The sequence below is a fragment of the Limnohabitans sp. TEGF003 genome (assembly GCF_055395455.1).
Window position 1 is genome coordinate 471,366 of the sequence record NZ_AP029225.1, and the last position, 14,566, is coordinate 485,931.

At 60.9% G+C, this 14,566-nt stretch carries 17 protein-coding genes; 13 read left to right on the forward strand and 4 right to left on the reverse strand.

Annotation, left to right across the window (positions count from 1 at the left end):
• Positions 1 to 67: 67 nt before the first annotated feature.
• The 7 genes from ACZ5RT_RS02375 to ACZ5RT_RS02405 all read left to right on the forward strand — a co-directional run bounded on the left by ACZ5RT_RS02375 (position 68) and on the right by ACZ5RT_RS02405 (position 5,352).
• The gene (locus ACZ5RT_RS02375) at positions 68 to 544 is read left to right on the forward strand and encodes a DUF2244 domain-containing protein (RefSeq protein ID WP_291926424.1); all 477 of its coding nucleotides are present in this window, start codon (positions 68 to 70) and stop codon (positions 542 to 544) included.
• A 77-nt stretch (positions 545 to 621) separates the two neighbouring features.
• Positions 622 to 1,794 carry a cytochrome c oxidase subunit II gene (gene coxB / locus ACZ5RT_RS02380; protein ID WP_291926427.1) on the forward strand — a complete coding sequence of 391 codons (1,173 nt, stop codon included), beginning with the start codon at positions 622 to 624 and terminating at the stop codon, positions 1,792 to 1,794.
• A 32-nt stretch (positions 1,795 to 1,826) separates the two neighbouring features.
• Positions 1,827 to 3,443 carry a cytochrome c oxidase subunit I gene (gene ctaD, locus ACZ5RT_RS02385; protein WP_108426980.1) on the forward strand — a complete coding sequence of 539 codons (1,617 nt, stop codon included), beginning with the start codon at positions 1,827 to 1,829 and terminating at the stop codon, positions 3,441 to 3,443.
• 5 nt (positions 3,444 to 3,448) lie between these two features.
• A complete protein-coding gene (locus ACZ5RT_RS02390; RefSeq protein WP_369907575.1) occupies positions 3,449 to 3,565 on the forward strand; it encodes a cytochrome oxidase small assembly protein in 117 nt (38 codons plus the stop codon).
• A 10-nt stretch (positions 3,566 to 3,575) separates the two neighbouring features.
• Positions 3,576 to 4,205, forward strand: coding sequence for a cytochrome c oxidase assembly protein (locus ACZ5RT_RS02395; RefSeq protein WP_422172462.1), 630 nt, complete (start codon positions 3,576 to 3,578; stop codon positions 4,203 to 4,205).
• Complete coding sequence (locus tag ACZ5RT_RS02400) at positions 4,202 to 4,426, forward strand: DUF2970 domain-containing protein (RefSeq protein ID WP_291924531.1); 225 nt, start codon at positions 4,202 to 4,204, stop codon at positions 4,424 to 4,426. Before ACZ5RT_RS02395 ends, ACZ5RT_RS02400 begins: the two co-directional genes overlap by 4 nt.
• Positions 4,427 to 4,470: 44 nt before the next feature.
• Positions 4,471 to 5,352: a cytochrome c oxidase subunit 3 gene (locus tag ACZ5RT_RS02405; protein ID WP_422172461.1), complete on the forward strand. Its 882-nt coding sequence runs from the start codon at positions 4,471 to 4,473 to the stop codon at positions 5,350 to 5,352.
• Positions 5,353 to 5,470: 118 nt separating this feature from the next.
• On the opposite strand, the gene ACZ5RT_RS02410 is transcribed toward ACZ5RT_RS02405, so the two are convergent.
• Positions 5,471 to 5,704 (reverse strand): twin transmembrane helix small protein, encoded by a 234-nt coding sequence (locus ACZ5RT_RS02410; protein ID WP_199220066.1) that lies wholly within the window; start codon positions 5,702 to 5,704, stop codon positions 5,471 to 5,473.
• Between the two features lie 14 nt (positions 5,705 to 5,718).
• Between ACZ5RT_RS02410 and ACZ5RT_RS02415 the strand changes: the two genes are divergently transcribed.
• From ACZ5RT_RS02415 to ACZ5RT_RS02435, 5 genes are read left to right on the forward strand one after another with little or no spacing between them, the layout of a single operon-like run.
• Positions 5,719 to 6,462 (forward strand): SURF1 family protein, encoded by a 744-nt coding sequence (locus ACZ5RT_RS02415; RefSeq protein ID WP_464453391.1) that lies wholly within the window; start codon positions 5,719 to 5,721, stop codon positions 6,460 to 6,462.
• Positions 6,413 to 7,126: an SCO family protein gene (locus tag ACZ5RT_RS02420; protein ID WP_464453392.1), complete on the forward strand. Its 714-nt coding sequence runs from the start codon at positions 6,413 to 6,415 to the stop codon at positions 7,124 to 7,126. The genes ACZ5RT_RS02415 and ACZ5RT_RS02420 overlap by 50 nt, the downstream gene beginning before the upstream one ends.
• A 3-nt stretch (positions 7,127 to 7,129) precedes the next feature.
• On the forward strand, positions 7,130 to 8,260 hold the full coding sequence (locus tag ACZ5RT_RS02425; protein ID WP_464453393.1) for a COX15/CtaA family protein: 1,131 nt from the start codon (positions 7,130 to 7,132) through the stop codon (positions 8,258 to 8,260).
• Positions 8,257 to 9,153, forward strand: a complete 897-nt coding sequence (gene cyoE, locus ACZ5RT_RS02430) for a heme o synthase (protein ID WP_108426972.1) — start codon at positions 8,257 to 8,259, stop codon at positions 9,151 to 9,153. The genes ACZ5RT_RS02425 and cyoE overlap by 4 nt, the downstream gene beginning before the upstream one ends.
• Positions 9,154 to 9,162: 9 nt before the next feature.
• Complete coding sequence (locus ACZ5RT_RS02435) at positions 9,163 to 9,771, forward strand: SCO family protein (protein WP_422172457.1); 609 nt, start codon at positions 9,163 to 9,165, stop codon at positions 9,769 to 9,771.
• A 59-nt stretch (positions 9,772 to 9,830) separates the two neighbouring features.
• On the opposite strand, the gene ACZ5RT_RS02440 is transcribed toward ACZ5RT_RS02435, so the two are convergent.
• From ACZ5RT_RS02440 to ftsY, 3 genes are all read right to left on the reverse strand, one after another.
• Complete coding sequence (locus ACZ5RT_RS02440; RefSeq protein WP_464453394.1) at positions 9,831 to 10,835, reverse strand: Bug family tripartite tricarboxylate transporter substrate binding protein; 1,005 nt, start codon at positions 10,833 to 10,835, stop codon at positions 9,831 to 9,833.
• A 104-nt stretch (positions 10,836 to 10,939) separates the two neighbouring features.
• Positions 10,940 to 11,872 carry an RNA polymerase sigma factor RpoH gene (gene rpoH / locus ACZ5RT_RS02445; protein ID WP_464453395.1) on the reverse strand — a complete coding sequence of 311 codons (933 nt, stop codon included), beginning with the start codon at positions 11,870 to 11,872 and terminating at the stop codon, positions 10,940 to 10,942.
• A 156-nt stretch (positions 11,873 to 12,028) separates the two neighbouring features.
• Positions 12,029 to 13,060: a signal recognition particle-docking protein FtsY gene (ftsY, locus tag ACZ5RT_RS02450; protein WP_464453396.1), complete on the reverse strand. Its 1,032-nt coding sequence runs from the start codon at positions 13,058 to 13,060 to the stop codon at positions 12,029 to 12,031.
• A gap of 28 nt (positions 13,061 to 13,088) precedes the next feature.
• Between ftsY and ACZ5RT_RS02455 the strand changes: the two genes are divergently transcribed.
• On the forward strand, positions 13,089 to 14,531 hold the full coding sequence (locus ACZ5RT_RS02455) for a M16 family metallopeptidase (RefSeq protein ID WP_464453397.1): 1,443 nt from the start codon (positions 13,089 to 13,091) through the stop codon (positions 14,529 to 14,531).
• Positions 14,532 to 14,566: the final 35 nt, after the last annotated feature.

A 14,566-nucleotide genomic window follows, 5' to 3' on the forward strand; every position in this document is an offset into this window, starting at 1 on the left:
GGTAAAATCCGCCCGGTTTTGGCCAGATTGCGTGCCGCCAGCATGTTAGGTTATTGAAAGTTGACACGTGTCAAATCCAACTTACCAGTTTGCACAAGAGTCCGGACCGGCCATTCAATGGCAGCTTCGGCGCAATTGCTCGGTGACGCCCGCCCAGCTGGGTTGGCTTTACCTGTCCTTGTGTGTCTTGTCGCTGGGCATTGGGGTGTTCTTCTGGATGCAGGGGGCCACTTTGGTTCTGGCTTTCGCTGGGCTTGAAATCGCGCTGGTGGGCTTGGCTTTTTTGGCCTACGCCCGACATGCGACCGATGGCGAATGGATTTCATTGCAGGGCACCAGCCTGGTGGTGGAGAAAGAGTCTGCCGGACGCCGTGAGCGTGCTGAGTTTGCGCGTCAGTGGGTGAGGGTTGAGCCCAAATCCGGTGACCACAGCCTGATCGAGTTGTCAGGCCAGGGTCGCTCGATCGAGGTGGGGCGCTTTGTGCGCCCCGAGCTGCGTCAGGTTTTGGCGCGAGAAATCAGAAGGGCATTGCGTTCCGCGTGATGCCTGGCGGTAGACAGGGCTGGGCCTGGTTTGCCAAAGGTGTGAGTTCAACAGAGTCTTGGAAGTTAGTGAGAACCATGAAGAATATTTCCAACCAATTGGCTTCGCTGCTATCCCGCGCGGGCATTTTTGCAGGCGCTTGGGTGGCTACGGCAGCCCATGCCGTCAATGATTTGCCGGGCGGCCCTGCGGTCAACCAGCTCAACTTCGCACCTGCAGCGACCAAAATCGCGGAAGAGCAGCACTGGCTGCACTGGATGATGTTGATCATCTGCACGGTGATCTTCATTGCCGTGTTTGCGGTCATGTTCTATTCCATCTGGAAGCACCGCAAGTCGGTGGGTCACAAACCTGCGACCTTCACCGAGTCCATCACCGTGGAGGTCGTCTGGACGGCTGTGCCTTTCCTGATCGTGATCCTGATGGCCTTGCCCGCCACCAAGGTGCTGGTGGCCCAGAAAGACACCACCAACGCCGATCTGACCGTGAAGGTCACGGGCTACCAGTGGAAATGGGGCTATGACTACATCAAGGGCCAGGGCGAAGGCCTGAGCTACATCTCCACCCTGGACTCCACCCAGCGTGCCATGTCTGACGCGGGCAAGCCAGAAGGCGACAACTACCTGCTGAAAGTGGACAACCCCCTGGTGGTCCCTGTGGGCCAGAAAGTGCGCGTGATCACCACTGCCAACGACGTGATCCATGCTTTTGCCGTGCCTGCTTTCGGCATCAAGCAAGACGCGATTCCCGGTTTCGTGCGCGACACCTGGTTCCGTGCCGAGAAGACCGGTGATTTCTACGGCCAGTGCCAGGAACTGTGCGGCAAGGAACACGCTTACATGCCCATCCATGTGAAAGTATTGTCTGCTGCCGATTACGCGGCCTGGGTTGATACCGAGAAGAAAAAGCAAGCGGCCAAAGCTGACGATCCAGCCAAAGTGTGGGCACTGGACGACTTGTCCAAGCGTGGTGAAAAAGTGTATGCCGCCAATTGCGCTGCTTGCCACCAAGCCAACGGCAAAGGTGCGGGTGCCATCAAGGCCATCGACGGTTCTGCCGTGGTGCTGGACGCTGACAAATCCAAGCAAATTGCGATTTTGCTCAACGGTGCTGGCAACGGTGCCATGCCTGCCTGGAAGCAGTTGTCGGACACCGAGATTGCCGCTGTGATCACGTACACCAAGAACAACTGGTCCAACAAGACCGGTCAAATCGTGCAACCGGCTGAAGTTCTGGCTGCTCGCAAATAAGCCGTACCGTATTCAAATCAAAGGAAATCAAGATGAGTGCCGTTCTAGACCATCACGATCACGCCCATGACGATCACGGTCACGCGCCTGCGGGCTGGCGTCGCTGGGTGTATGCCACCAACCACAAAGACATCGGTACTTTGTACCTGTTGTTCAGCTTTGCCATGCTCATGATCGGTGGCGTGTTGGCGCTGGGCATCCGCGCCGAGCTGTTCCAGCCCGGTCTGCAAGTGGTCAACCCCGAGTTGTTCAACCAGTTCACCACCATGCACGGCATCATCATGGTGTTCGGCGCGATCATGCCCGCCTTCGTGGGCTTTGCGAACTGGATGCTGCCTTTGCAAATTGGCGCTTCCGATATGGCCTTTGCCCGCATGAACAACTTCAGCTTCTGGTTGATGATTCCTGCTGGCCTGATGCTGGTCGGCTCGTTCTTCATGCCTGGCGGCGCACCTGCTGCGGGCTGGACGCTTTACGCACCTTTGACTCTGCAAATGGGTCCCTCCATGGATGCGGGTATTTTTGCCATGCACATCCTGGGTGCTTCGTCCATCATGGGCTCGATCAACATCATCGTGACCATCCTGAACATGCGCGCCCCCGGCATGACCTTGATGAAGATGCCCATGTTTGCATGGACCTGGCTCATCACCGCTTACTTGCTGATCGCCGTGATGCCTGTGTTGGCTGGCGCGATCACCATGACCTTGACCGACCGTCATTTCGGCACCAGCTTCTTCAACCCCGCTGGTGGTGGTGACCCGGTCATGTACCAGCACATCTTCTGGTTCTTCGGTCACCCCGAGGTGTACATCATGATCTTGCCGGCCTTCGGCATCATCAGCCAGATCGTGCCCGCGTTCTCGCGCAAGAAACTTTTCGGCTACGCCTCCATGGTGTACGCAACATCGTCGATCGCCATCCTGTCGTTCATTGTGTGGGCCCACCACATGTTCACGACCGGCATGCCTGTGACCGGCCAGCTGTTCTTCATGTACGCCACGATGTTGATTGCCGTGCCGACCGCTGTGAAGATCTTCAACTGGATCGCCACCATGTGGCGCGGTTCCATGACGTTTGAAACCCCCATGCTGTTCGCAGTGGGCTTCATCTTCGTGTTCACCATGGGTGGTTTCACCGGCTTGATTTTGGCCATGGCCCCCATCGACATCCAGTTGCAGGACACTTACTACGTGGTGGCCCACTTCCACTATGTGCTGGTGGCTGGTTCCTTGTTCGCTTTATTTGCCGGTTTCTACTACTGGGTGCCCAAGTGGACCGGTGTGATGTACAACGAAACACGCGGCAAAATCCACTTCTGGTGGTCGCTGATCTCCTTCAACATCACGTTCTTCCCCATGCACTTCCTGGGTCTGGCCGGCATGCCACGTCGTTATGCCGACTACCCCATGCAGTTCACCGACTTCAACATGATCGCTTCGGTGGGTGCATTCTTCTTCGGTTTTGCCCAGGTGTACTTCTTCCTGTTCGTGGTCTTGCCGACCATGATGGGCAAGGGCGAGAAAGCCGCTCAGAAGCCATGGGAAGCTGCCGAAGGTCTGGAGTGGGAAGTGCCCTCGCCAGCGCCCTTCCACACCTTTGAAAACCCACCCAAGCTGGACGCCACCGCGACCCGCGTGATCGGTTGATCGACATGGCCATGACACCTGAGCAAAGAAAAAGCAATGTGCGCCTGGGCCTGATCCTGGCTTCGGTCGCACTGGCGGTGCTGCTGGGTTTTGTGGCCAAGTTGCTTTTGTTGAACCCTTGAAAGACCTCCAATGAACCTGCGTGGTGAAAACCTGAAGATGGTGGGCAAGCTGGCGGTGGTGACCGCGGGCATGTTCTGCTTCGGTTACGCGCTGGTGCCCATTTACAAGGCCATTTGCGAAATCACAGGCATCAACATCCTGTCGATTTCCGAAACCCAGATCCCTGGCAATGCCAAGGCGGGTAAAGCGGCCGAGGTCTTGCGCAACAGCCAAGTGGACACCACGCGCACCATCACCGTCGAATTCGATGCCAACGTGCGCGGTCCCTGGCAGTTCAAGCCTGAAAAGCGATCCATGCAGGTTCACCCCGGTGAATTGAGCACGGTGATGTACGAGTTCCAGAATGTGCAAAACCGCCGCATGGCAGCGCAAGCCATTCCCAGCTATGCACCACGGCAGGCGGCCAACCATTTCAACAAGCTCGAGTGTTTCTGTTTCAACCAGTACACCCTGGAGCCTGGCGAAAAGAAGTCCTGGCCTGTTGCTTTTGTGATTGACCCGAAGTTGTCCAAAGACGTGACCACCATCACGCTGTCCTACACCTTCTTTGAAGTGGGTGGCAAGACACCGGCTGCGCCGACAGCACCCTTGGCGGCTGCCGTACAACCCTTGCCGGTCAAAACAGGTCTGGGTTCATGAACGGGCCAAAGCTTCCTGTGTCCAAAACGTCCTGGTTGCGTACCATTCAGGCCGTTCTTTGGTCCTTTGTCGGTCTTCGCAAGAATGCCGAATACCAGCAAGACATTGAGAAGCTCAATCCGTTCCACATCATCGGTGTGGCCATCGGCGCAGCATTGTTGTTTGTCCTGGGGCTGATCGCCCTGGTCAATTGGGTTGTGGTCCAGCCAACGGGCCTTTGATCCATCCAAATTAGATTTCGAAAGAAGAGAGAGCAGGAGTCCCCATGAGTTCAGCAGCACACGGCAGCACGCCTTATTACTTCGTACCGCACGAATCACGTCATCCGGTCATGTCGGCCATTGGCTTGTTTTTCGTGATCCTGGGCGCAGGCCAGTGGATCAATGGCTCCGAGTGGGGCATGTATTGCCTGTTTTTTGGCTTGGCCTGGTGGCTCATCGTTTTGTACCAGTGGTTCTCGGAAGCCGTTCGTGAAAGCGAAGGCGGCATGTACGGTCACAAGATCGACCTGTCCTACCGTTGGAGCATGACCTGGTTCATCTTCTCGGAAGTCATGTTCTTCGGTGCGTTCTTCACGGCCTTGTGGTGGGCGCGTTCGCATTCGGTGCCATCCTTGGGCAGCCTTGAAAACGCATTGCTGTGGCCTGACTTCAAAGCGGCCTGGCCCAGTGTGGTAGCCGGTGCCACCTCGTCGCCAGCGGGCATCGTTGAGCCTTTCCAGACCATGGGCCCTTTCTGGTTGCCCACGATCAACACGGCTTTGTTGCTGACATCGGGCGTGACTTTGACCATTGCACACCATGCCTTGCAAGTGGGTGACCGCAGCAAGACCATCAAGTACATGTGGTTGACCGTCTTGCTGGGTGTGACCTTCCTGTTCGTTCAGGGCTACGAATATGCGCACGCCTGGGGTGACCTGAACCTCAAGCTGTCGTCCGGCATCTACGGCTCCACTTTCTACATGTTGACCGGCTTCCACGGTTTCCACGTGTTCGTGGGCATGTTGATGCTCTTGTTCATCACCTTGCGTCTGCAAAAAGGCCACTTCACCAAAGACCGCCACTTCGGCTTCGAGGGTGCGGCTTGGTACTGGCACTTTGTGGACGTGGTCTGGCTGGGCTTGTACATCCTGGTGTACTGGATGTGATAGAGCCGATGGCACAACAAAAAAGCGCCCAAGGGCGCTTTTTTGTTGCGGGTTGGCCTCGTTGGAGTGGTGTGCAGTGCCAGATCGAAGTGGCAGCGGTCAAGCCAGCGGGATGCGTTCAGGTTCCCGGTGGAATGCCCGTGGGTTGGATCCAACCCATCTTCCAGGACACCAGCACGCAAATGAAGAGGACAATCGAAAAGCCCACCCGGAAAGCCAAAGCGGTGGCCATGTTGCCTTTTTTGGGTGCCTGGCCTTCGGCAGGGGGCGCGCTGCCTCGCATCATGTACATCAGGGCCGCACCCAGACTCAACAAAATGGCAACGAAGGCGATGGCAACCAGAATTTTCATGGACACATTATCCAATGACTGAGAAAACCCCGGGCTGGCAAAGATGGCTGGTGCTTGGCATGGCGCTGCTGGGTGTGGCTGTGACTTTCTCTCTCGGTCTGTGGCAGCTCGGTCGAGCGGCCGAGAAAACTGCGCTGCAAGACGCCAGAACGCAGCAATCGGCCATGGCCGCGCTGGACGGCCGCAGCCTGGGCTCGGCACCGGGCGACGCAGCCTCGCGTGCCGCGCTGATCCACAGGCGCATGGTGCTGACAGGGCGTTGGCTGCCCCAACACACGGTGTACCTGGAGAATCGGCAAATGAACGGCAAGCCCGGCTTCTTTGTGCTGACCCCGCTGCAAATCGAGGGCACGGGCGCGGTGATGCTGGTGCAGCGCGGCTGGGCGCAGCGCGCCTTCACCGACCGCACCGCATTGCCCCCCATCGAGACCCCGGCCGGGCAAGTCGAAGTGCCAGGGCATTTGGCCCCATGGCCATCAAGGCTCTATGACTTTGGCGGGGCCGAGCAAGGCCCGATACGGCAAAATCTCGACCTGCAAGCATTTCGGCGTGAGACAGCGCTGCCTTTGCTCGAAGTCACCTTGCTGCAATCAGGTGCAGCGTCTGAAGGCTTGCTGCGCGAGTGGCCTGTGGTCGCCAGTGGTGTTGAAAAGCACCACGGATACGCTTTTCAATGGTTTGGCCTGAGTGGCCTGATCGCTCTACTTTATGTCTGGTTCCAAATTGTCCAACCCCGCCGCCAAAAACGACCTGCCTGACAGCCCCCTGGCCATGACCGTGCACGAGATGCCCCGACCGGGCGATGTCGTGCAGGCCGATGCACAGCGCACGCGCATGGGCCGCTGGAAGATGATCGCCATGCTGCTGATCTGCGCTTCGCCGGTCATCGCTTCGTACTTCACCTACTACGTGGTGCGCCCGGAAGGACGCCGCAACTATGGCGAACTGATCCAGCCCCAAAAAGACATGCCCAAGGCTTCGGCCCAAAATCTGCAGGGCGCGGCGGTGCCCCTGGCCAGCCTGAAAGGCCAGTGGCTGCTGGTGAATGTGGGCTCGGGTGCGTGCGCTGAGCGTTGCCAGCAAAACCTGTACTTCCAGCGCCAGCTGCGCGAAATTTTGGGCCGTGACAAGGACCGTCTCGATCGCGTCTGGCTGATCACCGACGATGCCCCGGTGGCCGAGACCTTGCTGCCGGCCCTGAACATGGCGCATGTGCTGCGCCTGGATGCCGCCACGGTGCAAAGCTGGATCAGCCCGGCCCCAGGTCAGCAACTGCAAGACCATTTGTACGTGGTTGACCCGATGGGCAACTTCATGATGCGTTTCCCCGCCAACATGGATGTGCCCAGTGCGTCCAAAGCCAAACGCGATCTGGAGCGGCTGCTCAAGGCCTCAGCGTCCTGGGACCAAGCGGGGCGCTGACACATGACCGAAGTGGACCTGTACAACCTGGCACCTGTTTTCCAGTTGATGGCCGTGGGCCTGGCCGTGGCCGCCTTGCCCCTGGCCTGGTGGTTCTGGCGGCAGCGCAGTGCCACGCCCGCCAGCCGTTTGAAGGCCTTGACCCTGATCACCTTGTTCCTGACCTTCGATTTGGTGCTGTTTGGCGCTTTCACGCGCTTGACCGATTCCGGCCTGGGATGCCCCGATTGGCCGGGCTGCTACGGCAGTGCCACACCCCTCGGGGCGAAAACCGAAATCACGGCCGCGCAGACCGCCATGCCCACCGGGCCCGTGACGCACGGCAAGGCCTGGATCGAGATGGTGCACCGCTACCTCGCCACAGGCGTGGGGGTGTTGATCATGAGCCTGGCGGCCATGACCTGGTGGCAGCGTCGTCACAGCCGCGTGCTCAGCCCCTGGTGGCCCACTTTCACACTGGTCTGGGTGTGCTTGCAAGGGGCATTCGGGGCGTTGACGGTGACCATGAAGCTGTTCCCCGCCATCGTGACCTTGCACCTGATGTTCGGCATCGGCTTGCTGGCCTTGCTGATGGCGCAGGCCGTGCGTTACGAAGGGGCTGCATCCCGGCCCATCCCGTCGGCCTTGCGCAGTGGTTTGTGGTGGGGTTTTGGCTTGCTGTGGCTGCAAATCGCTTTGGGCGGCTGGGTCAGCACCAACTATGCGGTGCTGGCCTGTCCTGATTTTCCGACCTGCAACGGCCAGTGGGTGCCTGACATGAACTGGCAGGGCTTCAGCCTTTGGCGGGAGTTGGGGCTCACGCCCGAGGGTCAGGTCCTGCCTTTTGTGGCCCTGTCAACCATCCATTTTGTGCACCGCTCGGCGGCCTGGCTGGTGTTGGGGGTGTTGCTGTGGTGTGGCTGGCGCTTGCGTCAGCAAGCAAAACTGCACACGGCGGGCCGACTCTTGCTCGGCCTGTCGGCCCTGCAGTTCTTCACAGGTTTGAGCAATGTGGTGTTTGACTGGCCCCTGCTGGCCGCTGTGCTGCACACCGGGGGCGCTGCGGCGATGGTCGTCACGCTGACTTGGGTGCTCTCCATCAGTCGGGCCGATAATGCCTTGCGTTTTTCCAATCCATCAAGGCCTGCCGAATGACCGCCGCCACTGCCCGTTTGCCCCTGTCCGCCTGGCAACAGTATTACGCGCTGACCAAGCCCCGCGTGGTTCAGCTGATCGTCTTTTGTGCCTTGATCGGCATGGTGCTGGCTGTGCCCGGCCTGCCCAGTTTCGCTGAATTGAAGCTCGGCCTGTGGGCCTGCATCGGCATCTGGCTGGTGGCGGGTGCCGCAGCGGCCTTCAACTGCCTGGTCGAAAAAACCATCGACGCCAAAATGAAGCGCACCGCCTGGCGACCAACTGCCAAGGGCGAATTGAGTGACCGACAGGCCTTGCTGTTCTCGGCCGTGCTCTGCGCGGTGGGCTCGGCCGTGCTGTACGTGCTGGTCAACCCGCTGACCATGTGGCTCACCTTTGCCACCTTTGTGGGCTACGCCATCATTTACACGGTGATCCTGAAACCGCTCACGCCGCAAAACATCGTGATCGGCGGGGCCAGCGGGGCCATGCCGCCCGTGCTGGGCTGGGCGGCCATGACGGGCCAGGTCGGGCCCGAGGCGCTGATCCTGTTCCTCATCATCTTCCTGTGGACACCCCCGCACTTTTGGGCGCTGGCGCTGTACCGGGTAGAGGACTACCGCAAGTCGGGCCTGCCCATGCTGCCGGTGACGCACGGCAACGAATTCACCCGTCTGCAAATCCTGCTGTACACCATCGTGCTGATGGCGTCCTGCCTGATGCCCTTTGTGTACGGCATGAGCTCCTGGCTGTACCTGGCCGCGGCGGTGGTGCTGAGCATCGGCTTCATCGGCTATGCGGTGGCTTTGTATCGCGAATATTCGGACGAGCTGGCTCGCAAGACTTTCCGTTTTTCGCTGATCCACCTGAGCGCCTTGTTTGCCGCTTTGTTGATCGACCACTACATTTTTTGAGACCCCAGCATGTTGCAACGCAGAGTTTTTTCACGCGCCGCTTTGGCTTTGGGCCTGGCTGCCGTGGTCGGTGGCCTGATGGGTTGCGGTCAGGACAAACCGGCGTTCCGCGCGGTGGACATCACAGGCGCTGACTATGCCCAAGGCTGGGAGCTGAGCGACCAGGACGGTCAGGTGCGCACCCTCAAGGACTTTGCGGGCAAAGCCGTGGTGGTGTTTTTTGGTTTCACCCAATGCCCCGACGTCTGCCCCACCGCCTTGCAGGAAATGGCGCAGGCCAAACAATTGCTGGGGGCCGATGGGGCCAGGCTGCAGGGCATCTTCATCACGGTGGACCCTGAGCGCGACACACCGGAGTTGCTCAAGGCCTACATGGCCAATTTCGGTCCGGATTTTGTGGCCTTGCGCCCCACGCTGGAGCAGCTGCCCCAGGTGACCAAGGACTTCAAGATCTATTACAAAAAGGTCGAAGGCAAAACCCCCACCAGCTACACCATGGACCACTCGGCGGGCAGCTTCACCTTTGACCCGCAAGGGCGGATTCGCCTGTACAACCGCCATGCCAGCGGCGCCGAAGCGCTGGCCGCCGATGTGAAGATCTTGCTCAGCGGCAAATGAGTCCGGGCTGATGGGCCCGGGGCTGAACACACAGCTTCAGGTGTCCCGCTTCAGGTCCTTCAGTTCAACTCGATTTTCTGGCTGCGGATGATGTCGCCCAGGGCTTTCGTGTCGGACTGAATGCGGTTGCGCAAACCTTCGGGCGACGAACCCACCACCTGCCAGCCCTGCTGGAACAGCCGCGCACGCATCTCGGGCGCACGCACGATCTCGCTGACCACGGCCGACAGCTTGCTGGCCACAGCCGCGGGCATTGAGGCCGGAGCGGCCACCGCGTTCCAGATCTCCAGCTGGTAATCCTTCACGCCGATCTCGCTCAGACTGGGCACATCGGCGGCCAAGGGGCTGCGCCCGGTGCTGGATGTTCCGATGGCCCGCAATTTCCCGCCACGCACTTGGGCGGCGGCCATGGCGGGCGGCAGCAAGGCCAGTTGCACCTGGCCACCGATCATGGCGGTGATGATTTGCGGATTGCCGGGGTAGGGCACATGCACGGGCGCAATGCCAGCTTTGGTCTTGAGCAGTTCCATGCCCAGGTGCGCCACCGTGCCTACGCCAGGCGAGGCATAACTGAGTTGGTCACCCGCTTTTTGGGCCTGGCTCAGCCATTCGGCAGCGGTTGGGCCCGGTGCGTTGGCCGGTACTGCCAGCACCAGTGGCGCTTTGCCGATCAGGCTGATGGGCGCCAGGTCTTTGAGCGGGTCATAAGGCACCTTGGGGTTCAGGATGCGGGCAATCGTCATGTTGCCGTTGATCATCAGACCCAAGGTGTGGCCGTCGGTGGACTTGGCGACAAAGTCGGCGGCGATGTTGCCGCCCGCGCCCACCTTGTTCTCGACGATCACGTTCTGGCCCAGGGCTTTGGCCAGCGGTTCGGCCAAGGCACGCGCTGTCAGGTCGGGGCTGGAGCCTGCCGGAAAGCCCACCACCAGACGCACGGTTTGCGTGGGCCAGGACGCTGTTGGCGAGGCGGCCCAAGCGGGTGCCAGGCTCAAAGCCAAAGCCGTACCCACGGCTTGGACCCAGTGGCGACGGGAAAAACAGGCGGGGTGGCGAGTGGTCATGGCAGGGTCTTTCAAGACAAAAAAAGTTTCACTTTAACGCACGGCAAACAAAAAAATACCCGGTCAAAGACCGGGTAGGCGCAGGGCGGTTGTCTGCAGGGGCTTCAGGCGAATTCGACCAAAGCCTTCTTCATCTTTTTCATGGCCGCCACTTCGATCTGGCGGATGCGCTCGGCGCTCACGCCGTACTCGTCGGCCAGCTCGTGCAGCGTCATGCCGCCCGAGCCGTTGTCGTTCACCTTGAGCCAGCGCTCTTCCACGATGCGGCGGCTGCGGTCGTCCAGCACGCTCAAAGCGGTCGCGAGACCATCGCTGGCCATCACATCGCGCTGGTGCGCTTCGATCATGGCGGTGGGCTCGTGGTTCACATCGGCCAGGTAGGCGATGGGGCCAAAGGCCTGCTCACCGTCGTCCGAGGGGGCAGGGTCGAGCAGCACATCGCCGCCGGACATGCGCATTTCCATCTCCCGCACTTCCTCGCGCTTGACGTTCAGGCTGCTGGCCATCGCGTCCACCTGGTCGGGCGTCAGGGTGTCGCGGTGCGTGCCTTCGTCGGCATCGGCTTTGTAGCCCTGCTTCATCGAGCGCAGGTTGAAAAAAAGTTTGCGCTGGGCCTTGGTGGTGGCCACCTTGACCATGCGCCAATTTTTCAGGATGTACTCGTGGATTTCGGCCTTGATCCAGTGCAGCGCGTAGCTGACCAAGCGCACGCCTTGCTCGGGGTCGAAGCGTTTGACCGCCTTCATCAGGCCCACATTGCCTTCCTGGATCAGGTCGCCGTGGGGCAGGCCGTAGCCCAAATATTGGCGCGACACCGACACCACCAAGCGCAGGTGCGAGAGCACCAGCTTGCGGGCGGCTTCGAGGTCGTCGTTGGCTTTGAGTTGGCGGGCGGCCTCTTGCTCTTCCTCAAGGGTGAGCATGGGCATGCGGTTGACCGCAGAGATGTAGGCGTCGAGGTGGCCGAGCGAGGGCACGACCGCCCAGGGGTTGCTCAGCGCGATAGCTGTGGCGGGGGAACCAGTTTGAATGTTCATACCAGAACTCCTTTCAGAATACCCCAATATTAGCACTCTCTGGTGAGGAGTGCTAAAGGACGGCCTCGGGGTGCCAACAGTCCTCGGGTTTTCCCTGATTTTGCAGGCAACGCATGGCCAAGTCTGTGCGCTGGGGTACGGCGCAGGCCGGGGTGATCAGCTCAGCAGGGCTTGGGCAAACTCCCGGGCGTTGAAGGTTTCCAGGTCTTCCAGCTTCTCGCCCACGCCAATGAAATACACCGGAATCGGCTTTTCGCGGGCAATGGCGCACAGCACCCCGCCCTTGGCGGTGCCGTCCAGCTTGGTCACGATCAGGCCCGTCAGGCCCAGCGTGTCGTCAAAGGCTTTGACCTGGGTCAGGGCGTTTTGTCCGGTGTTGCCATCGATCACCAGCAGCACCTCGTGCGGGGCGGTGCCGTCGGCCTTTTGCACCACACGCTTGATTTTTTTCAGCTCTTCCATCAGGTGCAGCTGCGTCGGCAGGCGTCCGGCCGTGTCCACCAGCACCACATCGCGCCCCCGTGCGCGGCCAGCGCTCACCGCGTCAAAGCTCACGGCGGCCGGGTCACCGCCTTGTTGGCTGACGATCTCCACCGTGTTGCGGGTGGCCCAAACGGCCAGCTGCTCTTTGGCGGCGGCGCGGAAGGTGTCGGCGGCGGCCAGCAGCACGCTCAGACCTTCGTCCGCCAAATGTTTGGTGAGTTTGCCAATGGAGGTGGTTTTGCCCGCGCCGTTGACGCCCGCCACCATGATCACCGTGGGCTGGTGGTCGCCAATGACCAGCGGCTTTTGCAAGGGCTGCAGCAGGTCGGTGATGGCATCGGCCAGCAAGGTTTTGACCTGCGAAGGGTCGGTGGCCTTGCTGTCTTTCACGCGGCGCTTGAGGTCTTGCAGCAAATGCTCGGTCGCTTTGACCCCGGTATCGGCCATCAGCAAGGCGGTTTCCAGCTCTTCGTAGAGCTCGTCGTCGATGCGCGTGCCGGTGAAGACGGTGGTGATGCTGGAGCCGGTCTTGCGCAGACCGGCCTTCAGGCGGTCCAGCCAGCCCTGGCGAGCGGCCGGGGCAGCAGTGGGCAAAGCCGTGGGCTCAGCAGCCGTGACAGGGGCAGCAACAGGCGCCGCCGCGACAGGCGCAGCGGCCGATTGGACCTCGGTGGGCGGGGATTTTTTTTTGAAGAAACTGAACATGGTGTGGATTTCAAGGATCATGCATTCTATGAAACCGAACTTTCTCTTGGGACTTTCGCTGGCCACCGCCTGTCTGGCCAGCAGCGGCAGCGCCTGGGCGCAGGCACCACAAGGCTTGCAGCAGGCCCATGCCGCGCCCGGCCAGGCTGCAGCGGCCCAGGCCCACACCTTCACCCTGGCCAACGGCATGGCGTTGTGGGTCAAGCCCGACCGGCGCGCGCCGACTGCGGTGCACATGGTCTGGCTGCGTGCGGGCTCGATGGACGAGGTGGACGGCACGAGTGGCGTGGCCCATGTGCTGGAGCACATGCTGTTCAAAGGCACGCCCACCCTGGCTGTGGGCGAGTTCTCTCGCCGGGTGGCCGCTTTGGGTGGGCGTGACAACGCGTTCACGTCCAAGGACTACACCGGCTACTTCCAGCAAATTCCGTCGAACCAGCTCGAAGCCGTGATGCGTCTGGAGGCCGACCGCTTTGCCAACAACCAATGGCCCGACGCCGAATTCGCCAAAGAACTGGAAGTGGTGAAAGAAGAACGTCGCCTGCGCACCGAGGACAACCCGCGTGCCCAGCTGCACGAAATGCTGTCCGCGACCGCTTTGACCGCCTCGCCCTACCGCCGCCCCATCGTGGGCTGGATGAGCGATCTGGAAGCCATGACGGCGCAGGATGCCCGCGACTTCTACCGCAAGTGGTACACGCCAGCCAACGCCGCGGTGGTGGTGGCGGGCGATGTCGACCCGCTGCAAGTCAAAGCCTTGGCCGAGAAAACCTATGGCCTCATCCCGACCCGCGCCGTGCCCGAGCGCAAACCCCGGGATGAACCCGCGCAGCAAGGCCTGCGCCGTTTCGAATTCAAAGCGCCTGCCGAGCAGTCGTATGTGGCGCTGGCCTTCAAGGTGCCGCGCTTGGCGAGCCTCGCGGCCTCGCCCGAGCATGACGATGCCCTGGCCTTGACGGTGTTGGCCGCTGTGCTCGATGGCTACAGCGGTGCCCGGCTGGAACGTGCCCTGACGCAAGGCGAGAACCGCCTGGCCGACAGTGTGGGGGCGCACAATGGCTTGATGGGTCGCGGCCCTCAGTTCTTTTACCTGGACGGCGTGCCCGCCAAAGGCCAAAGCCCCGAAGCCCTGGAAGCGGCCTTGCGTGCCCAGGTGCAGCGCGTGGCCACAGAAGGCGTGACCGAGGCCGAGTTGCAGCGCGTCAAGACCCAATGGGTGGCCAGTGAAATCTACAAGCTCGACTCGGTGTTCAACCAGGCCCGGGAATTGGGCGTGGCCTGGACACTGGGCCTGCCTCCCGACTACGGCGCGCAGTTGATCGCGCGTTTGCGGCAAGTCACCCCCGCCCAGGTGCAGGCGGTGGCGCAAAAATACTTTGGCGATGACAGCCTCACCGTTGCCACCCTGCGGCCCCAACCCCTCTCGGGCCAGCCCCGGACACGCCCTGCCTTGCCGGGTGCCCGGCATTGAGCCGCGTTCCAGTCATGAAAGTTCCTCACCCCATG